This is a genomic window from Pigmentiphaga soli (genome assembly GCF_039541095.1).
In the GTDB taxonomy this organism is placed as follows: Bacteria; Pseudomonadota; Gammaproteobacteria; order Burkholderiales; family Burkholderiaceae_B; genus Pigmentiphaga; species Pigmentiphaga soli.
In genome coordinates, this window is sequence record NZ_BAABFO010000003.1 from 105,234 (window position 1) to 129,866 (window position 24,633).

Genomic DNA, 24,633 nt, shown 5'->3' on the forward strand with positions numbered 1-24,633 from the left:
GGTCGATTTCAGCTGCGCGGACTCGGGCTCACCCGGACGATGGCGGCCGGCCGCGGCGCCGACGCCGGCGCGCGGTAGGCAGGGACCCGCTCGCGGGCCAGCGCGGCCAGCCGCGCCGACAGCGAGTGGGCGCCCTCGGGCGGGGCGGCGTGCGGCTCGCCGGACACGGGAAGCGGCGCGGAGACCACGATGGGCGCGGCGTCGCCGTGTCCGCCCGCCGCCTCGGCCTTGCCGGCGTCGGCCTGTGCGGTCCGGGCGCCGTCCGTGCGGGCGGTCCGGATCTCGTCGACGGGCGCCCTGCTCTCGAACTCGCCGAACGGCGAGAAATCGTTGAACAGCGAGTCGCCGACCAGCATGCCCGTATCGGCCACGCGGTTCAGGTTCTCGGTTTCGAGCAGCAGCGCGCGCGAGAACGACACCCCGTCGGCACTGACGTGCTGGACGTTGGTCATGTCCTGCAGGATCTGCAACGTCGAGCCTTCGATCTCTTCGCCGTCGCGGATGCGGCCGTCGCCGAGGATGCGGCCGTTGATGGCCAGCACCTCATTGGCGGATTCCACCGCGGCGTAGTGGACGAACAGGGCCGGGGTGTACGACTGGCCGATGCCGCGGGTTTCCGGAACGTAGGCCTGCGGGAAGATCTGGTCGCCGAACTTCGGCGGCGGGGTCTCGCCGTGGATCGTGATGGTCAGCGTGGCGGTGGCGGTATCGCCATCGGCGTCGGTGATCGTATAGGTGAAGACCTCGGCCAGCGTCTGCTCCCCGCCCAGCGCCGCCACCGCCGGATTGCGGTTGTCGACGACGTAGGTATAGCTGCCGTCGGCGTTCATCACGATCGTGCCGTACTCGCCGGCCAGTTGCTGGCCGACGGTGCCGGCGCGCGGGCCGGAGGCGATGCCGGTCACCGGCGCCGCCGGGCCGTCGGCGCCGATCGTGTCGGCCGCGCCGCCGCCGGCGTCGCCCGCCACCACGTTGCCGCTCACGGTGCCGCCGGGCGGGTTGGCGTCGACCTGGGTGGTGTCGGGGCGCGCGACCGGAGCATCGTCGACGATGCGGATCGTCAGCGCGCCGTCGATGGTGGCGCCGCTCTGGTCGGTTACCGACAGCGCGATGCTGTCCATCGTGGCGTCGGCGCCGGGCTGGTCGACCGGGCCGTCGAGCGTGTAGCGATAGTCGAGCACGCCGCCGGTCGGGATGCCGCCTACCAGCGGGCCGGGGGTGAAGCCGGTCAGCGTGAGGGTGCCGTCCGGGGTATCGATCACGATCGGGTGGCCGGGGTCGAGGGCGGACAGTTGGGCCAGCGAGATCGAGGTGCCGCCCACGGTGATGGACTGCAGGCCGTCGGCGGCCTCGATGTCGATGCGGCCCGTGGTCGATTCGCCCGGATCGGCCGGATCGGTCAGCGCATGCTCGTCGACGTCGGCGTCGCCCAGCACGGCGCCTGCGCCGTCGATCGGCACGATGGACGGATTGCCATCGGTGCGGCCGTGGATCGTGATGGTCAGCGTGGCGGTGTCGGTATCGCCATCGCCATCGGTGAGCGTGTAGACGAACTGCTCCGTCAGCGTGTCGCCGTCCTTCAGTGCATTGACCGCCGGGTCGTCGTTGTTCAGCTCGTAGTGGTAGCTGCCGTCGGCGTTGAGCGCCAGGTGGCCGTGGGCGGTGTCGAAGCCTGCGCCCCCTACCGTTTGCGGCGCGCCGCCGAAGGTGACGCCGGACACGGCCGCACCGTCGGCGCCGGGCACGTCGGCGACGTCGGACGGTCCGCCGGCGGCGATGACGTTGCCGTCGATGCCGGTGGCGTCTTCGTTGACGTGGCCTTCATCGTCGCGGGCGTCCGGGGTGTCGTCGACGATGCGGATCGTCAGCGTGCCGGTGCTGGCGCCGCCGCCCTGGTCGGTCACGGTCAGCGCGATGTCGTCGGTGCTCTCGTCGGCATCGGGCTGGTTCTGCGGGGCGTCCAGGGTGTAGTGGTAGTGCAGCGTGCCGGCGGTCGGTATGCCGCCCACGTCGCTGGTCACGTCGAAGCCGTCGAGCACCAGGGTGCCCTTGGGGGTGACGATGGTTTGCGGCGTGCCGTCCAGGTCCAGCAGCTGGGCCAGCGTGACGGGGATGCCGTTGACGTCGATGGATTGCAGGCCGTCGGGCGAGATGACGTCGATGGTGCCGCCGGTTTCCTCGCTCGGGTCGCCGGGATCGGTCAGGCCGTGCTCGTTCACGTCGGCGTGGCCGGTGGCGCCGGCGTTGCCGTCGACCGGCACGATGGCCGGCGGGCCGTCGGTGTGGCCGTGGATCGTGATCGTCAGCGTGGTGGTCGAGGTGTCGCCGTCGTGGTCGGTGATCGTGTAGGTGAAGACTTCCGTCAGCGTGTCGCCGTCCTTCAGCGCGTTGACGGCCGGGTTGGCGTCGTTCACCGTGTAGGCGTAGCCGCCGTTGGCATTCAGCACCAGCGTGCCGTAGCCGCCGGCCAGGCTGGTGCCGACGCCGCCGGAGACGTCGCCCGGCGCCGCGCCGAATTGCACGCCGGTCACCGCACCGCCCGCGGCCGCGCCGTCGGCGCCCAGGCGGTCGGCGTGGTCGCCGGCGCCTGCGCCCGTGTCGCCCAGCACGTTGCCTGTCGCCGGGATGCTGTCTTCGTTGACGTCGGCCGTGTCGGCAGCCGCGGTCGGCACGTCGTCGACGATGCGCACCGTCAGCGTGCCGGTGTTGCTGCCGCCGCCGGCGTCATGCACCTCCAGCGCGAAGGTGTCGGTGTTTTCGTCCGCGCCCGGCGAGGCGTGCGTCTGGGCATCCGACAGCGTGTAGCGATAGTGCAGCGTGCCGGCCGTCGGCGCGCCGCCCACGTTGGCCGTGGCCTCGAAGCCGATCAGCGCCAGCGTGCCGGCGGAGGTCGTGATCGTCCTCGGCGCGGCTTCGCTCAGGGCCGCCAGATCCGCCAGCGACAGGGTCTGGCCTGCCACCACGACTTCGGTCAGGCCGTCGGCCGCCTGGATCGTCACGTCGCCGGTCGTCGTCTGCGTCTCCGACGCGTCGGTCAGGCCATGTTCATAAACCTCGGCCTCGCCCGTGGCGGACGCGCCGTTGCCGTCCACCGGCACGATTGCTGGATTGCCGTCGGTGTTGCCGTGGATGGTGATCGTCAGCGTGGTGGTCGAGGTATCGCCGTCGTGGTCGGTGATCGTGTAGCTGAACACTTCCGTCAGCGTATCGCCAGTCTTCAGCGCGTTGACCAGCGGGTTGGCGTCGTTCACCGTATAGGTGTAGCCGCCGTCGGCATTCAGCACCAGCGTGCCGTAGCTGCCCGCCACGCCGGTGCCGATGCTGCCGGAAACGTCGTCCGGCGCCGCGCCGAACTGCACGCCGGTCACCGCGCCGCCTGCGGCCGCACCGTCGGCGCCCAGACGGTCGGCGTGGTCGCCGGCGCCTGCGTCCGTGTCGCCCAGCACGTTGCCGGTGGCGGGCGTGCTGTCTTCGTCCACGTCGGCCGTGTCGGCCACCGCGGTCGGCACGTCGTCGACGATGCGCACCGTCAGCGTGCCGGTGCTGCTGTCGCCGCCGGCGTCATGCACCTCCAGCGCGAACACGTCGGTGACTTCGTCTTCGCCTGCGGAGCCGTGCGTTTGCGGATCGGTGATGGTGTAGCGGTAATGCAGCACGCCGGCCGTCGGCACCCCGCCCACGGTGGCCGTGGCCTCGAAGCCGGTCAGCGCCATCGCGCCCATCGCCGTCGTGATCGTTACCGTCGACGATTCGCTGAGCCCTTGCAGCACGGCCAGCGAGACGGACTGGCCGTTGATCACGACACCGTCCAGGCCGTCGGCCGCCTGGATCGTCACGTCGCCGGTCGTCGTCTGCGCGGCCGACGCGTCGGTCAGGCCGTGCTCGTAGACTTCGGCTTCGCCCGTGGCGGACGCCCCGTTGCCGTCCACCGGCACGACGGCCGGATTGCCATCGGTGTGGCCATGGATGGTGACCGTCAGCGTCGTGGTCGAGGTATCGCCGTCGGCGTCGGTGATCGTGTAGGTGAAGACCTCTGTCAACGTGTCGCCGTCCTTCAGCGCGTTGACCGCCGGATTGGTGTTGGCCACCGTGTAGGCGTAGCCACCGTTGGCGTCCAGCACCAGCGTGCCGTAGTTGCCGGCCACGTTGCTCCCCACGGAGCCGGCCACATCGATGCCGCCCGAATCGCCCGCGGCCACGCCGGTCACGGCCCCCCCGGCGGCCGCGCCATCCGCGCCCAGGCGGTCGGCGTGGTCGCCGGCGCCTGCGCCCGTGTCGCCCAGCACGTTGCCTGTCGCCGGGATGCTGTCTTCGTTGACGTCGGCCGTGTCGGCAGCCGCGGTCGGCACGTCGTCGACGATGCGCACCGTCAGCGTGCCGGTGTTGCTGCCGCCGCCGGCGTCATGCACCTCCAGCGCGAAGATGTCGGTGTTTTCGTCCGCGCCCGGCGAGGCATGCGTCTGGGCATCCGACAGCGTGTAGCGATAGTGCAGCGTGCCGGCCGTCGGCACGCCGCCCACGTTGGCCGTGGCCTCGAAGCCGATCAGCGCCAGCGTGCCGGCGGAGGTCGTGATCGTCCTCGGCGCGGCTTCGCTCAGGGCCGCCAGATCCGCCAGCGACAGGGTTTGGCCGGCCACCACGACCTCGGTCAGGCCGTCGGCCGCCTGGATCGTCACGTCGCCGGTCGTCGTCTGCGTGCCCGACGCGTCGGTCAGGCCGTGCTCGTAGACTTCGGCCTCGCCCGTGGCGGAGGCGCCATTGCCGTCCACCGGCACGATGGCCGGATTGCCGTCGGTGTTGCCGTGGATCGTGATCGTCAGCGTCGTGGTCGAGATGTCGCCGTCGGCATCGGTAATCGTGTAGCTGAAGGTGTCCTTCAGCGATTCGCCCGTCTTCAGCGCGTTGACGTCGGCGTTGCCTTCGTCGAGCGTGTAGGTGTAGTTGCCGTCGGCACCCAGCACCAGCGTACCGTAGCTGCCCACGACATCGTTGCCGACATCGCCGTTGACTGTCACGCCCGACGAATCGCCCGCCGCCACGCCCGTCACGGCATCCGATGCGTCGCCGTCGGCACCCAGCCTGTCTGCCACGTCGCCATCGCCGGCCGCCATGCCGCCCAGCACATTGCCCATGACCGGCGTGCCGTCCTCGGTCACGTCCGCTTCGTCGGCACGTGCCGTCGGCGCGTCGTCAATGATCCGCACCGTCAGCGTGCCGTTGGTCGTCGCATCGCCGGCGTCCGTCACCGACACCGCGATGTCGGCCGTGGTGTCGACACCTGCTACTGCCGGTGCCGTCTTCAATTCGTAGCTGTAGTGCAGCGTCCCGCCGACCACGATGCCGCCGCCGTTCACGTCGCTGTCGAAGCCGGTCAGCGTGATCTTGTAGTTGGCGGTATCGATCACGACTTCGGTGGTGCCGAGGCCCTGCAGCTCGGTCAGCGTCATCGTGCGGCCATCGACGGTGACCGAGGTCAGGCCGTCGGCTGCCTCGATGTCCATCGTGCCGGTCGCCACGTTGCTGCCGTCGGCATCGGCCAGGCCCTTCTCGTACACGTCGACGTGGCCCGCCACGCCACTGCCATTGCCGTCCACCGGCACGATGGCTGGATTGCCGTCGGTGTTGCCGTGGATCGTGATCGTCAGCGTCGTCGTCGATGTATCGCCGTCGGCATCCGTGATGGTGTAGCTGAAGGTATCCGTCAGCGATTCGCCCGTCTTCAGCGCGTTGACGTCGGCATTGCCTTCGTCCAGCGTGTAGGTGTAATTGCCGTCGGCACCCAGTACCAGCGTACCGTAGCCGCCCGCGACGTCGCCGTCGACATTGCCGTTGACCGCCACGCCCGACGAATCGCCCGCCGCCACGCCTGTTACCGCCGAACCATCGGCACCCACGCGATCAGCCACGTCGCCGTCGCCGGCCGCCATGCCGCCCAGCACGTTGCCCATGGCCGGCGTGCCGTCTTCGGTCACGTCCGCTTCGTCGGCCCGTGCCGTCGGCGCGTCGTCAATGATCCGCACCGTCAACGTACCGATGGACGTTGCATCGCCCGCGTCCGTCACCGACACCGCGATGTCGGCCGTGGTGTCCGCGCCTGCTACTGCCGGCGCCGTCTTCAGTTCGTAGCTGTAGTGCAGCGTCCCGCCGACCACGATGCCGCCGCCGTTCACGTCGCTGTCGAACCCAGTCAGCGTGATCTTGTAGTTGGCGGTATCGATCACGACCTGGGTCGTACCGAGATTCGCCAACTCGGCCAACGTCACCGTCCGGCCATCGACGGTGACCGAGGTCAGGCCGTCGGCTGCCTCGATATCCAACGTGCCGGTCGCCACATTGCTGCCGTCCGCATCGGCCAGGCCCTTCTCGTACACGTCGACGTGGCCGGCCACGCCGCTGCCGTTGCCGTCCACCGGCGTGATCGCCGGCGCGCCATCGGTATGGCCGTGGATTGTGATCGTCAGCGTCGTGGTCGAGGTGTCGCCGTCGGCATCCGTGATGGTGTAGCTGAAGGTATCCGTCAGCGATTCGCCCGTCTTCAGCGCGTTGACGTCGGCATTGCCTTCATCGAGCGTATAGATGTAGTCACCATCAGCGCCCAGCACCAGCGTGCCGTAGCCGCCCGCGACGTCGCCGTCGACATTGCCGTTGACGGCCACGCCCGACGAATCGCCCGCCGCCACGCCTGTTACCGCCGAACCATCGGCACCCACGCGATCAGCCACGTCACCGTCGCCGGCCGCCATGCCGCCCAGCACGTTGCCCATGGCCGGCGTGCCGTCTTCGGTCACGTCCGCTTCGTCGGCACGTGCCGTCGGCGCGTCGTCAATGATCCGCACCGTCAGCGTGCCGTTGGCCGTCGCATCGCCCGCGTCCGTCACCGACACCGCGATGTCGGCCGTGGTGTCGGTGCCTGCCACCGCCGGTGCCGTCTTCAATTCGTAGCTGTAGTGCAGCGTCCCGCCGACCACGATGCCGCCGCCGTTCACGTCGCTGTCGAACCCAGTCAGCGTGATCTTGTAGTTGGCGGTTTCGATGACTATTTCGGTGGTGCCGAGGCCCTGCAGCTCGGCCAGCGTCACCGTGCGGCCGTCGACGGTGACCGAGGTCAGGCCGTCGGCTGCCTCGATATCCATCGTGCCGGTCGCCACATTGCTGCCGTCCGCATCGGCCAGGCCCTTCTCGTACACGTCGATGTGCCCGGCCACGCCGCTGCCGTTGCCGTCATCCGGCGTAATGTCGGGATTGCCGTCCGTGTGGCCCGCTATGGTGATAGTCAGCGTCGTGCTGACGGTGTCGCCGTCACCGTCTGTAATCGTGTAGGTGAAGGTATCCGTCAGCGAATCGCCCGTCTTCAGCGCGTTGACGTCCGGATTGCCGTTGTCCAGTGTGTAGGTATAGGTACCGTCGGCGTTCATGACGAGCGCGCCGTACTGGCCGGCCAGCGCCGCGCCCAGGGTACCCGCCGCGCCGGAGCCGTTCTCGATCGCCGTGACCGGGCCCGAGCCCTTGCCGTCGGCGCCGAAGTCGTCGGCCGCGTCGTCGTTGGCGCCGCCGTCCACCACGTTGCCGCTGACGCTGCCATGGTCGTCGTCGTCCTCGGTCACTTCGGCGCCGTCGGCATGGGCCGTCGGCGTGTCGTCGACGATATTGATGCGCAGCGTGCCGGAACCCTGGATGCCGTCCACGTCCTCGATCGAGAGCGCGATATCGTCCGGCGTCGCCGTCTCGCCTTCCTGGTCCAGCGCCGCCTTCAGTTGGTAGGTGTAGGTCAGCGTGCCGGATACCGGCACCTCGCCTACGCTCACCACGCCGGTGAAGCCGGTCAGGTGCAGAATGCCTTTGCCGGTGTCGATATCGACCGGGTTGGCTGCGCTCAGGGCCGCCAGAGCCGCCGTGTCCAGCGTCGTGCCGCCCACCGTGATCGACGCCAGGCCGTCGCCGGCCGCGATCGCGACCGTGCCGCTGGTCACGTCGGCGCCGCTGGCGTCCACCAGGCCATGCTCTTCCACCGTCGCATGGCCATCGGCACCGGCGTTTCCGTCCACCGGATCGATAGTCGGAGCGCCGTCGGTATGGCCCTGGATCGTGATGGTCAGCGTGGCGGAGTCGGTGTCGCCGTCACCGTCGGTGAGCGTGTAGCCGAATACTTCCGTCAGCGTGTCGCCGTCCTTCAGCTTGTTGACGTCGGCGTTGTCGCTGTCCAGCTCATAGGTGTAGCTGCCGTCGGCGTTCAGCGTCAGGTGGCCATAGGCCGTCTCGAAGCGCGTGCCGACGCCCGGCGCGCTGGCGTCGAACGCGATCGACGTTACCGTCCCGGTGTCCGCGCCCACGCGGTCGGCGGCTTCGCCGGGCTTGCCGCCGGCGATCACGTTGCCGGTGATCTGGGCCGTTTCCTCGCCGATCGACACGGCGTCGTCGTTGGCCGTGGGCGTATCGTCGACGATGCGGATGCTCAGCGTGCCGGCGGCGCTCGACACGTTGCCGGCATCCTTCACCTGGATCGAGATGTCGTCGAAGCTGTCGACGGCGCCCGGCTGGGACCGGGCCGCCTTGAGCACATAGGTATAGGACAGGGTGCCGGTGACCGGCACGCCACCTACCTGGCTGCCCGGCGTAAAGCCGGTCAGTTTCAGGATGCCCTCGCCGGTATCGATGTCGCGCGTGGCGCTGGACGTGAGGGCCAGGAGTTGCGCCAGCGTAACCTCGGTACCGCCCACCGTAATCGACGCCAGGCCGTCGGGCGTATCGACGTCGATCGTGCCCGAGGCCTTGGCGCCGTCCGGATCGTCGACCAGGTCGCTTTCCAGCACGTCGTTGTCGCCGTCGACGCTGCCGGTGTTGACATCCTCCACCGCGAACGACGGACCGCCGTCGGTGTGGCCGTGGATCGTGATCGTCAGCGTGGCGGTAGTCTTGTCGCCGTCGGCGTCGGAAATCTCGTAGGTGAAGGTATCCGTCCGCGATTCGCCCGTCTTCAGCGCGTTGACGGCAGCGTTGTCGTTTTCCAGCGTGTAGGTGTAGGTGCCGTCGGCGTTCATCACCAGGCCGCCGTACAGGCCGGCCAGCGACGAGCCCAGCGTGCCGCTCGTGCCGCCCGAGTTCCTGATGCCCGTGACGGGATCCGTTGCCGCACCGTCGGCGCCGAAATCGTCGGCCACGTCGGCGTTGGCGCCGCCGTCCACCACATTTCCGCTGGCGGTGGTATGGCCGGGATCGTCTTCGTTGACCTCGGCTCCGTCGCCATGCGCCGTGGGCGTGTCGTCGACGATCTGGATGCTCAGCGTGCCGGTGCCGTGGCCGCTTCCCTCGTCGTCGATGGCCAGGAGAATGTTATCCAGCGTGGACGTCGCGTTGGGCTGGTTCTGGGCTTGCTTCAACTCGTAGGTGTAGGCCAGCGTGCCCGATACCGGCACGCCGCCCACCTCTAGCACATCGGTGAAGCCGGTCAGGTGCAGGATGCCCTTGCCGGTGTCGATGTCGACCGGGTGGGCTACGCTCAGGCCCGCCAGGGCCGCCCTGTCCAGCGTCGTGCCGCCTACCGTGATCGACGTCAGGCCGTCGCCGGCCGTGATCGTGACCGTGCCGCTGGTCACGTCGGCGCCGCTCGCGTCCACCAGGCCGTGCTCTTCCACCGTCGCCTGGCCGGCGCCGCTGTTGCCGTCGTCCGGCACGATGACCGGGTTGCCGTCGGTGTTGCCGTGAATGGTGATCGTCAGCGTGGCCGACGAAGTGTTGCCATCGCCGTCGTCGGCGTCGCCGTCGGTGATGGTGTAGCTGAACACGTCGTCCAGGTGATCGCCGTCCTTCAGCGCATTGACGTCGGCGTTGTCGTTGTCCAGCGTGTAGACGTAGCTGCCGTCGTCCTGCAGCACCAGCGTGCCGTACAGGCCGACCAGCGTCACGCTGCCGGCGGTGACCGGCGTGTCGGGCGCCGCGCCGTCGCCGACGTGCGCGCCGGTGACGGTGAGGTCCAGCGAGTCGGGATCGGTGTCCGCGACGCCGCCCTTGCCGTCGCCGTCCACGACCTGGCCGGAAACGGAGGCGGTGTCCTCGTCGATGTCGTTGGTGTCGGCATGGGCCTGCGGCGGATCGTTGCGGGCGATGATCGTCAACGTCCCGTCGATCGTCGCGGACGCCAGTCCGGTCGGGCCGCCGGCATCGCCCGTGCTTTGGGCATTATTGCCGTCGAAGACCTGGATCTGGTAGCTGCGCGTGGCATGCGCGCCGTAGTTGGTCGGGTTGTCGCTGGTGCTCGAATAGCGGACCGCCTCGATCAGGTTCTGCACGTCGGCCAGCGTCGTGTCTTCGGCCAGCTGGATGGTCAGCGTGTCGCCCTCGTAGGTGGCGAAGACGCCTGTCGGGAGGCCGCTCACGTTCAGCACGTCGCCGGCGAACCAGTCGGTCAGCCTGACGGTGATGGTGCCCGCGCCGAACACGGCCACGCCGCCGGTGGTGCCGATGTCGACGTCCTGCAGCGTAACGTTGTCGGCCAGCTGGGTGTCCGGCACGCCGGTGCCCAGGCCGGTGTTCTCGGTCACGGTCGGATCGGTGGGATCGCCGCCCAGGACCGGAGCGTCGTTGAGCGGGATCACCGTGGTGCCGAGCGTCTGCGCGCCGGACCAGTGGCTCTCGCCGTCCGCGTCCGCGACCAACTGGCCGGTGATGTCGGTGCCGGCGGAGAACGTGACGGCCGTGTCGGAGGCCCGCACCACCAGGCCGCCGTCGGGCGCGCCGTTGAAGTTGGCGGCGGGCACGAAGCGCAGCAGGTCGGTCAGCCCCAGCACGATCGCGTTGGCGCCGTCCGGGGAGCCTGCGCCGGACGGGATGTCGGTCCACGAGCCGCCGTCGTCGTGCGAATACTGCCACACGCCTTGCAGCGGGTCGGAGGTGTTGCCGACGATGGCGATGCCGCCCAGCGGCGTGGAGGCGTCGCCGCCGCCGTCGACGTCGGTCTGGTCGTCGGTGTCGTCGCTGTACGAGGGGAACAGGCTGCCGACCGTATGCCCGGAGGAATCGGTGTCGTCTTCGTCGACCGCCGGCATGGTCTCGTTGCCGATGACCGGGCTGTCGTTGAGGTTGTCCACCGTGGTGGACAGCGTGATCGTGCCGCTGCTGTAGCGGGTCGTGGCCCCCCGGTTGCCGGAACTCAGGTCCAGGCCGCCGGTGCCCGATGCCGGCAGGCCCGATCCGCCGTCCTCCACCAGCACCACCGTCATGGCCTGCGGCGTGCCGTGGAAATCGCCGTTCGGCACGAATCGCAGCGCGGCGCCCGCGCCCAGGTACAGCGCGTCGGCGGCGCTGCGGTCGCCCACCTCGGTCCAGCCGGCGGGGTTGCCCGGGTCGAGGTTGTATTGCCACACGCCCTGGTCGCTGTCGGTGGTCAGGCCGATGATCGCCACACCCGCCAGTCCGTTCGGCGTCGACGATGAACCCGGTTCCGAGCCGGGCACGGCGCCGCCGCCCTCCAGGCCCTTGCCCTCGATGTCGTCGTTCGGGTCGCTGAAGTGCGAGCCGAACAGATCGCCCACGGTCTGGCCGGCGGGCGTCGAATCTTCCAGCACTACCTTGGGGCCGGATTCGTTGTCGAAGACCTCCGTATTGCCCACCACCACCGGCGCGTCGTTGACCTCGCTCACGGTCACGGTGAAGGTGCGCGTGGTGACCAGCGCCTCGTCGGGCACGCCGGGCTGGTCGGCGCCCGGATCGGCGTAGTCCACCGAGCCCGGGTCGGAGGCCGGATCGCCACCGCTTACGGTGCCGGGCCGGCCGCCGTTGTTGCCGCCGTCGTCGACGCGCACGGTCACGTCGAACTGGCCGTTCCAGTCGGTGGCGGCCGGCGTGCCGTCGATATTCGGCAGGCCGACGCTGAGGTGGTTGAGCGCGTAATTGATCTGGTCCAGCGTGCCGCTGATGACCAGCTCGCCGCTGCCGACCCCGGTAAGCGTGCCGCGCTGCGCCACGGTGCCGCTCACCGAAGCGATCGTGAAGCCCTGGGGCAGCGTGACGGTCGCCGTCAGGATGTCGCCCGGCAGCGCGTCGGAGTCGCTGACCGCGAGGCCCGATAGCGCGACCGTGGCCGATCCTTCGGTGAAGACCGGGACGTCGGCGTCGATTCGCGCCGGATCGTTGACGTCGGTCGGGAAGATGTCGCGGTAGGCCGAGGCGACGTTGTCGGGCAGGCTGGGCAGGGCGCCATACGGATCGACGGCCGCGCCGGGCACGTTCACCGTGCCGGTGCCGCTGCCGTCAGCGTTCGGGCCGCCGTTGGCGTCGGTGCCCGCCAGCGCGCCGGTCGCCGGGTCGCGCATGCGGTCGTCGGCGATCACCTGGACGCGGTAGTGCGTATCGCTGTTGGCCAGCGACGAACCCGAGAAATCGACGGCCAGCTTGGCCAGGAAGGCATTGACCTGCTCGACGCTGCCGCGGATGACCAGGGCGGAATCGACGCCGGTATAGGTGCCGTCGACGATCAACCCTGCGTAGTCGGTGGGATCGGCCTGGCTGACGATGCGGATGCCGGCGTAGTCGTTGCTGCCGGCCGTCGTCAATGGGCTCCCGTTCGCCTGCGTCAGGCGCACGGTGACCTGGATGAAATCGTGCTCGCCCTCGGCCTCGCCATCGCCGTCGCTGCCATCCACATCGCGGTCGTGCACCGAGAAGCCCGGCACCGGCGTTTCGCCTGTGAGCGGCAGCGAACCGCTGCCAGCCGTGACCGTGGGCGCATCGTTGACCGCCTGGATCGTCAGCGCGATGTCGTGGCTCACCGAGGTCGGCGTCTGGCCGTCGCCCAGGTTGGAGCCGCTGGCGTCGCTGACGGTGACGGTCAGCGTCACGTCGCCGTCGGCGGCACCGTTCAGGTCATGGTTGACGTCGGCCGCGCCGCGATAGGTGAGCGAGGAGTTGAGCAGATCCTGGATGTCGGCCGCGGTGCCGGTCAATGTGAGAGTGCCGGTGCCGCGCACCACGCCCACGCCCGCCGCCGAGCCGACGTCCAGTTCGCCGCTCGCCACCGACAGCGTGACCGTGACCGAGGTGCCGAACACCTGCGATTCGGTGTCGCCGATGCTGAAATTGAGCTGGTCGCCGATGAAGGTGGCTTGGTCCTCGACCGTGGCGGCGCCGGCCTCGTTGCCGAGCGTGACCGGATCGTTCTCGGTGGAAGCCCAGATGGTCACGCTGGCGGCCGAGATATTGCCGCGGATATCGCCGCTGGTGGGCACCGCGTCCGAATACCAATCGAACTCGTCGCCCTGCACCAGCGTCTTCTCGCCGGTGTACAGCGTGGACGGCTGGTTGTAGACGCCGCCGCCGTTGCCGCCGTACAGGGTGTCGCCGGTGTCCGGATCGGTGCCCATCACGGTCAGGCTGCCGTCGGGATCGCGCATCCGGTCGTCGGCGATCACCTGGACCTGGTAGATCTGATCGCGGTCGCCGTGGAAGGCGATCTGCAGGGTGGCCAACGCATTGTTGACGGCCTCGCGGGTGCCGCGCAGCACCAGGAAGTCGTTGTTCCCGTCGTGGCCGTCCTCTGTGTCTTCGCCGTCCTCTGTGTGGCCGTCAATCAACAACGTGTAATCGCTGCCGACCAGGATGTCGACGCCGCCCATGGCCGCGTAGTCGGCCTGGTCGAAGGCGCTGCCGTCGTCCTTCAACAGCCGCACCGTCACCTGGATGAAGTCGCGCTCGTCCGGCTCCAACGTCGTCAGGTCCGGGTCGCTGACGGAGAACGCCTTGCCGCTGCCGTCCTTGACGTCGAGCAGGTCGTCGGTGACCGGGATCGGGCCCGAGGGCGCGCTGACCACCGGCGCGTCGTTGGTGGGGTTGACGTAGATCCAGAACTCGCGGCCGGTCTGTTCGGAGGCGCCGTCGGCCAGCGTGAACTCGAAATGGTCGTCGGAGGGTGTGCCCGGATACGGGGCGCCGGTCGGGTCGCTGCCGTCGCTCAGGTAGTAGATGCGGCCGGCGGCCACGTCGGCCTGCGAGAACGACGAGCCGACGCCGATGGTCAGGAAGGTGTGGCCGTCCACCGAATAGGCGATGCGGCCGTGCTCGGGCGCGGCCGTGATGCGGTACTGCACCTGGCGGTCGGAACTGTCCGGATCGATGGCCTGCAGCATGGTGGCGTCGATGCGGCCGTAGGAGCCTTCGTACACCAGCCGCAGCGCATCGTTGAGGCCCGTGTCGTCGATAGCCGGCGGCGCATCCGGGTCGATCGGGTTGCCGCCCGCATCGGTCTCGTACGGAAAGGCGCCGGTCGGATCGGTCTGGTTCGGATCGGCGGCGATGCGCGGCGGATCGTTGCGGTTGGTGATCGTGAAGCCGACGGTGGCCGGCGCCGACGAGGTCGTGGCCGGATCGGTCGTGCCGTCGCCGAACCAGCGGTCCATCGCCACCACCTGGAAGGCGTCGCTGCGGTATTCGCTGCCGTCGTTGACGTAGCGCAGGCGCGTGGTGCCGGCATCGCCGGTGATCCACGACGCATCGAGCACCGTGGCGTCGTGGAGATCCAGGGTGCCGCTGTCCGGATCGCGCGTCGCGGCCTGGACGTCGACCCAGGCACTGCCGTTCCAGTACTGCAGCTTGCCGTGGTCGGGCAGGTCGACGATCACGAAGCGCAGCGGATCGCCGCCCGCGGCGCCGTTGTCGACCGCGTAGTTGGGCGTGCCGTCGGGCAGCGTGGCGCCGGCGTTCTCCAGATAGTTGCCGCTGTTGCCGTCGTCGGGGTCGGCAAAGCCCAGCATGCCCGAGGTGATGGCGACGGCATTGGCCTCGTCGGTGGCCTGATCGTCGGCTTCCGTGATGACGGTGGTGGAACCGCTCACCACCGGCCGGTCGTTCACCGGTTTCGCCACGAAGGTCAGGTCGACGTTCCAGCGGTCGGGCTGGACGCCGCCCGCGCCATCGTCGACCATCACGCCGGCCGAGGCCTGCAGCCGGACGGTGGACTGGAACTGTTCGCCGCCGTCGTGCACGAAGCGGACCCGGCCGTTGTCCAGGTCGGCCTGGGTGAAGGTGTCGTAGTTGTACAGGGTGACCCAGGTAGCCCCGACCAGCTTCTGCAGGTTGCCGTGCCAGCCGTGCTCCTCCGTGCCCTCGGCCAGGATGGTGTAGACCACCTGCGACGGGTCGACCCCCGGCATCGAATAGCTCAGGCCGGCGGGCTGGCCTTCCTTGCCGTTGCCGATCACCAGCGTGCCGCCTTCGTACAGCACGGTGGGCGGGTCGCCGGGGTCGGTCGGGTCGGCCGGGTAGCTGGGCGGCGTGCCGCCGCCCTCGTCCACCGGCGTGCCGCCCAGGCTGCCGCCGCCGTTGCCGTCGCCGCCGCTGACGTTCTTGTTGTCGTCGGCGGTCTGCGACGAGGTGTCGCGCGGCGTGGTGCCGTCCAGGTCGGCGCCCTGGGCGCTTTCCAGCAGGTTCACGGTGAAGGTGAAGGTGCGCAGGGCGGCGCCCTCGGCGCCGCTCTCGTAGATGCCGCCGACCTGTTCGTACGAGCTGCCGTCGGCGCGCCAGCGCAGGCCGACCGCGTTGTCGACCACCTGGAAGTCGAAGGCCGCGGTTTCGCCGGCGCCCGCGGCGGCGGTCTGCCAGAACTGTACGCGGCCGGCCTTGACGTCGGCCAGCGTGAAAGTGGCGCCCACGCCCAGCGTCTCGGTGCCGTCGGCGCCTACGTACATCAGCATGCCGCGGGCCGCGTCCTGCGCGGTGACGACGAAAGTCAGGTTGACGTCGGTCGAATCGATGTCGGTCACGTCCACCATGGAGGTGTCCAGCGTAACCTTCAGGTCGCCGCCCACCGTGGCCGAAAGCGACGAGCCGTCGACCCATTCCGGGTTGTCGTCCACCGGGCGGATGGTCAGCGCGATGACGGTGCTGGCGCTCTTGGCGTCGAGGATCGGGTCGAGCCCGCCGCCGTTGTCGGTCACGGTAACGCCGAAGCTGTCCGACGGCGGCGTGCCGGTGGCCGGGTTGTCCAGGCCGTCGTTGCTGTAGGTCAGCCGGCCGCGTTCGCTGTAGTTGAACGTGAAACCCGCCGCGGTGATGGCCACGCCGTCGAAGTACAGCGTGCCATGGGTCGGCAAGGCGGTGATCTCGACGGTCAGGTCGGCGTCGGCATCGTCGCCGCCGCCGTCTGCCTCGATCAGGTTGCCGACCACCGATTGCAGAGTCCCGCTGCGGTCCCTTGCATTGGCCGGCTGGCCTTCGTAGACCGGCCCGCCGCCCTCGACGTTCGGCGCCTGGTTCACCGGCGTGATCTTGATGGCGATGCGCGCGGTGTCGGAGTTGGCCTGCGGGGTGGCACCGTCGTTGACCGACACGCTGAACGCGTCATCGCTGTCCTGGTCGGCGCCGGTGGCGGTATGGTGGTACACCAGCAGGCCGTCGATCACGTCCTGCTGGGTGAAGATCGAGCCCACGCCGATGCGCTGGCCCCGCAGCGTGAGGTAGCCGTAGGCGAGATCGTCGCCCGACCCGTCGATCAGGCGGTAGACGATCTGACTCGGGATCTGCGTACCGGCGGCGACTTCGGGATCGACGATGGCCAGCACGTCTGCCGTCACGGTGGTCGGGTTGTCGGTGCCGGCCGACACCTCGTCGGCGTGCAGTTCCGTATCGGCCAGCGTGGCCGGGTCGTTCGAGGGCGTGACGGTCAGCGTCACGCTGCGGTCGGCGGCCAGCGCCGGATCGCCGCTGTTCTCGATGTGCACGCCGAGCGTGGTGGAGGCCGCCGAGATACCCAGTTCGACGTCGGCGGCGGTGAAGGTCAACCCGTTGAGCCAATCGCGCGCCTCGGCGGCGGTGCCGGTGAAGGTCCACACGCCGCCGGTTTCGGTACCGCCGCCCACGGTGGCGGCCAAGGCGCCTACTGCCGGGTCGGACAATTGCGCGGTCACGGTCACCTCGCCATCGCCCGCCACCGTCCAGAAGCCATCGAAGGCATAGGTTTCGGCGCCCGGTGCATTGAGCGTGCTGGGCTCGATCACGCGCACTTCGTCGCGCGCCGCCCCGACCGCCGGCGCCGCCAGCAGCGCGGCGTAATCGGCATCGGCCCACGCCGCCGTCTCGATGCGGCCCACCGACGATTCCATCACCCAGTCGCCGCCCAGAGCGGCCGCGCCTACCGGGTCGCTGGAGGCCGCCACGTCGGCGCCGGTCAGGTCGGCGATCTGCTGCAGGAAGGCGGTGCCGTCGCGCGCGACGTCGCAGCCATACAGCATGATGTCGCCGTCGCCGCCCAGGCTGGCTCCGATCGCGGCCCATTGCGCGGCGAACGAAGCCACGTTGTCGCCATCGATCTTGGCGTTGCCCAGCGTGATCTCGCCGGCCGAACCGTGGCTGATGATGTGCAGCGCGTCGATATCGTGCCTGCCGGCCAGCGCGCCGGCCAGTTGCGCCAGCCCGGACGATTGGCCATCGAGCAGGACGATTTCGGCGCCGGGCGGCAGCGACGCGACGATCGACTGCCAGTCGGCCACATGCTCGTCGATGGCATAGACTTCGTGCCGGCCGGTGTCGGCCGCCGGCGCAGCGCCTTCGGCATGGCGCTCGGCATCGTGCGCGGCCGGCGCGGCGCGGCCGGCATCGGCTGGCGCGTCGCCGTGCGCGGCGGGCGCATCGGCAGGCGCCGGCGCATCGGCCTGGTGAACCTCGGCCGGCGGTTCCCAGTGCGCCGGGGCGGCGGCGGCCGCCTCGACCAGCGCGGCGCCGTCGAACAACTGGCGCGATTCCAGCGCATAGCGATGGCTGCGGGGGCGGCGGGAGCGGGCCGAGAATTGCATGCGGATATCTCCGGGTATTCGAATCGGGTTCCAGAACCTGCGGCGTAGGCGCCCACCTCGATACGGCGGCGCTCGCGCAAAGCCTTGTCGGCGCTGGCATTGTCACTGTCCCGGGGGGCGCCCCATGTTTGCCGGAACGCACGAATGCTTTGCTGGAACGAACATTTGTGATTGTTTATGTTCTCCTTGCATCACTCGGTAAGTCCGGCTTCGTATCGGGACATTCATGCGAGCGCACACTAACGTCCGGCCCCGGTCCGTGCGCTTGGGCCGCCCGCCGGTCTGCTTTACGATGGCGCTTTTCCAACGTCCTGGCCTTTTTCATGTCCGCAGCTCGTTGCTTGTCGATGCTTCGTGCCGCGTGGGCCGCGGCGGTCGCGCGCGCCACGGCGGCGCACCGCGGATCGCCAGGGATGTGGGCGGCAGCCTGCGCGGCTGCTTGGCTGCTCGGATGGCCATGCGCGGCCGGCGCCGCGCCGCTGTGCCTGACCTTGCCGCAGCCCGCCGAACGGTGGCTGACGGCCGATGCCCAGGTGTTCGAAGACCGCGCCGCCCGCCTGGACATCGACGACATCGCCGCGCTGCCGGACGGCGCCGGCGGCTTCGAGCCGGCCGACGCCGAGCGGCTGCGGCCGGCCTACTCGCGCTCGGCATGGTGGCTGCGCCTGGAAATGGCCAACTGCGCGAGCGAGGAGATGCGCTTCGTGCTGGACCTCGGCTCGCCCCGCCTGCGGCAGGTGGATTTCTACGTCGAACGCGGCGGCGTACGCTCGCTGGTCCGCTTCGATATGGCCCGCGTGCGCAACCGGGATGCCGGCAACGAAACGCGCCCGGCCGCCGACGACGACCTGGCCGGCGACGGCATCGCCCGCCCCGGCGCCGACGGCGGCGTCCGCCACGCGCCGCACCCCGTGCTCGCCTTCGGCCTGGCACCGGCAGAACGCGTGCGCATCTTCATCCGGGTGCGCAGCGAATTGTCGATCCAGCTCACGCCCCGGCTGTCCGCGCCCGATGCCTTCTCGCGGCGCGAGGCCGGCATCACGCTGCGCAACGGCCTGCTGCTGGGCGGCCTGCTGGCGATGGCGGCCTACGGGCTGACGATGGGCCTGCTGTCGCGCCAGGGACTGTTCCTGCTGCAAGGCCTGTGCTTCATGTCCTTCGCGCTGTACGAGGCGTCGTACCGCGGCATCGCGCGGCTGCACCTGTGGCCGCCCGGATCGTCGCTGGCCTGGCGCGGGCCGCCGCTATTGGCTTCGCTGAGCCACATCGTGCTGCTGGCCTACCTGCACCGGCTGCTGGCCGCGGGCGGGATCGCCCTGCCCTGGCCGCGCTGGTTCGCCGCCCTGGCCTGCGCCAACGCGATCGTGGCCGGCGCGGCCCTGTTCGGCGACGTGCGGATCGCCGCGCAGGCGGCCGGCTACATGGCGCTGCTGCAGATGGCAAGCCTGATTGCCGCGGCCGTGCGCCTGCGCGCGCAGCTGGCGCGGTGGCGGCTGTCGGTCACGCTGGCGCTCGGACTGCTGCTGGCCGGCGCCTTGCAACGGGTGCTGGAAGACCATGGGCTGCTATTCCTCGGCGGCCTGGGCACCTCGTCCAACCCCTTGTACGAACTGACCACGCTGATCGCGCTGCTGACCGTTTTCGTGGCCTGGCTGGGCGACGTCGGGCGCGACCACAAGGCCACCGAAATGGCGCTGGCGGCGGCGCGCGACGAAACCAAGCGGCGGCTGCAGCAGGAGGTGGAGCGCCGCAAGCGCAAACTGGGCAGCGCGTTGCGCGAGGCCGACGACATCCACCGGCAGCAGACGCGGATGCTGGCCTACATCGGCCACGACCTGCGGGCGCCTCTGGCCACGATCATCGGCTACGCGCGGCTGCTGGGCAAGAACCTGGAACCGGCGCTGGCCGCGCCGGTGCGGGCCATCGAGCGCAGCGCCGAATACCAGCTGAACCTGATCGGCGAACTGCTGGAATACACGCGCGGCGAACTGCGGCCCGACGCCAGCCCGCCGCAGCCGCTCGACCTGGACGAATGGCTGCGCGACATCGCGCAGTACGCGTCGCTGCTCGCGCTGCAGCAGAACAGCCGGTTCTCGTACGAACACCCGCATAGGCTGCCGGGCAGGCTGGCGCTGGACGGCCGCCGGCTGCAGCGGGCCCTGCTGAACCTGCTTGCGCATGCGACAAGGCTGCAATCCGGCGGCGCAGGCCATTTGCGAGTGACGGCCGAACCGGCTGGCGCCGCCTGGCGCCTGCGCTTCGAGATCGTCGCCAGCGGCGGCGCCCGCGCCGAAGCCGTGCCGGAAGACGACGGCGGGCTGGGCCTTTACATCGCGCGCCGCATCGCGCGCAGCCTGGGCGGGGAAGTCTCGGTCACGTCCGCCGACGACGCCACGATCCTGGCGCTCACGCTGGAAGCCGCATCCGGCTAGTCCCGGCGCGCTGCCAATTCCGGCCGCGCGCGCAGCGCGGCCAGGATGCCTTGCAGCAGTTCCAGCGGCGTCGGCGGGCATCCCGGAATCGTCACGTCGACCGGCAGCAGGCTCGACACCGGCCCGCATACCGCATAGCTGCCCGCGAACAGGCCGCCCGTGCAGGCGCATTCGCCGGCCGCCACCACCAGCCGCGGCGCCGGCGTGGCCTCGAAGGCGCGCCGCAGCGCGTCGCGCATGTTCAGCGTGACGGGGCCGGTTACCAGCAGCATGTCGGCATGGCGCGGGCTGGCCACGAACCTGATGCCCAGGCCTTCGATGTTGTAGTAGGGATTGCTCAAGGCGTTGACCTCGAGCTCGCAGGCGTTGCAGGAGCCGGCGTCGACCTGCCGGATGCACAGCGCGCGCCCGAGGATGTCGAGGATCTCCTGCTGCAGGCCGGCGCCGGCGGCGCGCCACGCCTCGCCGCCGGGCGGCGCGGGCTCGGTGGGGATGCCGGTGCGGGCGATCTGTTTAAGCAGTTTCCACATCACGCATCGTGTCCGGAATAGCTCAGGTTGAACGATTTGTTGATCAGCGGGAAGTCGGCCACGATGTTGCCGATGATCGCATGTTCCAGCGCCGGCCAGTTCTGCCACGACGGGTCGTGGCAATGGCAGCGCGCGAGGGCGCCGTCGGCGTCCAGCTCCAGCGCCACGAACACCTCGCCGCGCCATCCCTCCACCCTGCCCACCCCGCGCGCCGGCCCGGCGCCGCGCGCGGGGGGCCGGGCCGTCACCGGCCCGGCGGGCAGCGTCTCCAGCATGGCGCGGATCAGCCGCAGCGATTCGAAGGTTTCGGCAAAGCGGACCGCCACGCGGGCGGCCACGTCGCCCGCCGTGTGGCCGGCGCAGCGCGGCCGCAGCGCGTCGTAGGGCGCGCAAGGCTGGTCGACGCGCAGGTCGCGCCGCAGGCCGCTGGCGCGCGCCGCCGGTCCGCACAGCCCGAAGTGTTCGGCCAGCCCGCGCGCCACCGTGCCGGTGCCGGCGAACCGGTCCTGCATGCCGGCGTGTTCATCGTAGATGGACTGCAGCAGCCGCACTTCATGCTCGACCCGCCCGCACTGCGCGGCCAGCGCCGCGACGCCCGACGGCGCCAGCTCGGCCGCGACGCCGCCCGGCACCACGCGGTCCATCAGGTAGCGGTGGCCGAACACATCGGAGTGCAGCCGCAGCCACTGTTCCTTAAGCAGCGAGAATTGCGCCAGCCCGGCGGCGAAGCCGGCATCGTTGCCCAGCGCGCCGAGGTCGCCCAGGTGGTTGGCGACCCGTTCGCGTTCCAGCATCAGGGCGCGCAGCCATTGCGCGCGCGGCGGCACGGGTGCGCCGAGCGCGGTTTCCAGCGCCATGCAATAGGCCCAGGCGAACGCCACCGTGCTGTCGCCCGACACGCGCCCGGCCAGCCGGTGGCCGAGCAGCGGCGGCGTGCGTTCGAGCAGGAATTCGGTGCCCTTGTGGGTATAGCCGAGCCGTTCCTCCAGCCGCAGGACCTTCTCGCCCACCACCGAAAAGCGGAAGTGCCCGGGCTCGATCACGCCGGCGTGGATGGGGCCGACGGCGATCTCGTGGACGCCGTCGCCGGCCACCTGCACGAAGGGATAGGGCCGCTCGCCGCCGGCGTCCGCCGGCGGCGGCAGCAGCGAAGCCTGGGCCGGCACCGGCTGCGCCAGCGGATGCCAGTCCTGCGGCCAGTGGCCATGGTTCAGCCAAGGGCGCGTATCGCAGGCGCCTTCGGCCCGCACGCCGAGCAGGTCGAAGGCGGCGCGCTGCATGCGCACCGCGCAGGGGAAGGCTTCGCCCAGGTCCGGGTAGCCCTCGCCCGCGGCCAGCGGCAATTCCGCCCACAGCAGGCCATCGTCCAGCGCATAGGCGGCCGAGACGGCCGCGCCCTGCCCGGCCGCCGCCCGCCGGCCCCACAGCGCCACCAGCCAGCCGCCGGCCGCGCGCACCCGGCGGGCCACGCCGTCCCAGCCGGCGCGGTCGACACGCGCCACGGCGGCCGCGGGCGCCGCCCCGCCGCGCGCGGGCAGCGCATCGACGCCTTCGAGCTCCAGTTCGGCCATCCGCATCGCGCTACCCCGCTATCATCGCCGCCGCCTGCCGGTACCACTGGGCCAGGTAAGGCGGCACGTAAAGCCCCAGCGCCAGGGCCAGCGCCAGGTGCACGAAGACCGGCAGCAAGGCGGGCGCGTGCTCCAGCCGGCGCGCGGTGGTATCGCCCAGCACCATTTCCTGCACCCGCATGAAGATCGCCGCGAACGCCACCCCGAGCGCCAGCAGCAGCACCGGGCTGGCCCACGGCAGCACGCGCATGGTGGTGGTCAGGATCAGGAATTCGCTGGTGAACACGCCGAACGGCGGCATGCCGACGATCGCCAGCGCGCCCAGCATCATGCCCCAGCCCACGGTGGGGCTGATGCGCAGCAGGCCGCGGATGCCGTCCATCATCTGGGTGCCGGTCTTCTGCGCGGCATGGCCGACGGCGAAGAAGATGGCCGACTTCACCAGCGAATGCACGGTCATGTGCAGCAGCCCGGCGAAGGTGGCGGCGGGGTCGCCCAGGCCGAAGGCGAAGGTCATCAGCCCCATGTGCTCGATCGACGAATACGAGAACAGCCGCTTCACGTCCCTCTGCCTGAACAGCGAGAACGACGCCACCAGCACCGAGGCCAGCCCGAAGCCCACCAGGAGCTGGCCCGGCAGGCCGTCGCGCAGCGCGCCGTCGGCCAGCACCTTGCAGCGCAGGACGGCGTACAGCGCGACGTTGAGCAGCAGCCCCGACAGCACCGCCGAGATCGGCGTCGGCCCTTCGGCGTGGGCGTCGGGCAGCCAGTTGTGCAGCGGCACCAGGCCGATCTTGGTGCCGTAGCCCACCAGCAGGAACACGAAGGCCAGCGAGACGATGGTCGGGTCCAGCAGGGTCTTGATCTCGTCCAGGTTGGTCCACAGCAGCGCGTCGGCGCCGCCGCCCAGCTGCCGCTCGGCCGCCAGGTACAGCAGGATGGTGCCGAACAGCGCCTGCGCGATGCCCACCCCGCACAGGATGAAATACTTCCACGCCGCCTCCAGGCTGGCGGCCGTGCGGTACACCCCCACCAGCAGCACGGTCGACAGCGTGGCGGCCTCCATCGCCACCCACAGGATGCCCAGGTTGTTGGTCAGCAGCGCCAGCAGCATCGCGAAGATGAACACCTGGTACATGCTGTGATACAGCCGCATCCGCGCCTGCGTCATCTTGCCCCGGTCGCGCTCGACCCGCATGTACGGCCGCGAAAACAGCGACGTGGTCCAGCCCACGAACGCCGTCAGCGTCACCAGGAACACGTTGAGCGCATCCACGAAGACCAGCTTGCCCAGCGCGAACGCCGGCCCGTGCGCCATCGTCTGCGCCGCCAGCAGCAGCGCCGCGCAGAACGTCAGGAAACTGAACGCCGCGTTGACCTCGGGCGCCCCCTCGCGATGCCCCATCAGCGCCAGGCAGGCGCCGGCGAACAACGGAATGCCAAGCACGAACAACAGCGCAGACACCTTAGCCCCCCATAGCGCCACGCGCCGCAAGAACCCGGAGATCCAGGATGCGGCGGATCCGGCTCCGCCGGTCCGCCCGCATCGCCCCCTTGAGGGGGTGCGGCCACAGGCCGCGCGGGAGTGGGCTCCCCTTCCGGTCCGCCCGCATCGCCCCCTGGGAGGCGCGCGCAGCGCGTAGGGGGGAGCCCAGACTATTCATCTTTTAATTTTTCCAAATGGCGGATGTCGAGACTGTCGAACTGCTCGCGGATCTGGAACATGAACACGCCCAGGATCAGGATGCCGACCAGCACGTCGAGCCCGATGCCCAGCTCGATGATCATCGGCATGCCGCTGGTGGCCGCGGCCGCCGCGAAGAACAGCGCGTTCTCCATCGACAGGAAGCCGATCACCTGCGCGATCGCCCGCGCGCGCGTGATCAGCATCATGAACGACAGCAGCACGCAGGCCAGCGCGATGCCCAGCGTGCCGCGCGCCGCGGACGACGACAGCAGGCTGATCGGCAGCGACACGTTGAAGGCCACGATCACCAGCACGATGCCCAGCAGCAGCGTGGAGGCGATGTTCAACAGCGGCTCCACGTCGGCCTCCACCTTGAGCCGGCGCACCAGCTTGTACAGGATCCACGGAATGACGAACACCTTGAGCAGCAGCGTCAGCCCGGCCGACACGTACAGCTCCGTATCGCCGGTGACGAAGCCCAGCACCAGATTGGCCAGCACCAGCGTCAGGCCCTGCAGCGTGTACAGGTGGATCAGCGACAGCACCCGCCGCTGGCTGAGCATGGCGAAAGACAGCAGCAGCATGACCGCCGCCAGGAAACCGATCAGTTGCGAGGCCAGGTGGTGCACCGTGCCT

At 70.0% G+C, this 24,633-nt stretch carries 6 protein-coding genes; 1 reads left to right on the forward strand and 5 read right to left on the reverse strand.

The annotated features are described in order from the left end of the window. Positions 1–8: 8 nt before the first annotated feature. Positions 9–17,777 carry a VCBS domain-containing protein gene (locus ABD927_RS04240; RefSeq protein ID WP_345246657.1) on the reverse strand — a complete coding sequence of 5,923 codons (17,769 nt, stop codon included), beginning with the start codon at positions 17,775–17,777 and terminating at the stop codon, positions 9–11. A gap of 413 nt (positions 17,778–18,190) precedes the next feature. Here ABD927_RS04240 and ABD927_RS04245 point away from each other — a divergent pair, with 413 nt between their 5' ends. Beyond that, positions 18,191–20,209: a sensor histidine kinase gene (locus tag ABD927_RS04245; RefSeq protein WP_345246659.1), complete on the forward strand. Its 2,019-nt coding sequence runs from the start codon at positions 18,191–18,193 to the stop codon at positions 20,207–20,209. Here ABD927_RS04245 and ABD927_RS04250 read toward each other — a convergent pair. From ABD927_RS04250 to ABD927_RS04265, 4 genes are all read right to left on the reverse strand, one after another. Beyond that, positions 20,206–20,739, reverse strand: a complete 534-nt coding sequence (locus ABD927_RS04250; protein WP_345246661.1) for an NADH-quinone oxidoreductase subunit B family protein — start codon at positions 20,737–20,739, stop codon at positions 20,206–20,208. The genes ABD927_RS04245 and ABD927_RS04250 overlap by 4 nt on opposite strands. Then, positions 20,739–22,316, reverse strand: a complete 1,578-nt coding sequence (locus tag ABD927_RS04255) for a hydrogenase large subunit (RefSeq protein WP_425570175.1) — start codon at positions 22,314–22,316, stop codon at positions 20,739–20,741. The genes ABD927_RS04250 and ABD927_RS04255 overlap by 1 nt, the downstream gene beginning before the upstream one ends. A gap of 4 nt (positions 22,317–22,320) precedes the next feature. Next, complete coding sequence (locus ABD927_RS04260) at positions 22,321–23,775, reverse strand: hydrogenase 4 subunit F (protein WP_345246665.1); 1,455 nt, start codon at positions 23,773–23,775, stop codon at positions 22,321–22,323. Between the two features lie 191 nt (positions 23,776–23,966). Next, positions 23,967–24,626: a formate hydrogenlyase gene (locus tag ABD927_RS04265; RefSeq protein ID WP_345246667.1), complete on the reverse strand. Its 660-nt coding sequence runs from the start codon at positions 24,624–24,626 to the stop codon at positions 23,967–23,969. Positions 24,627–24,633: the final 7 nt, after the last annotated feature.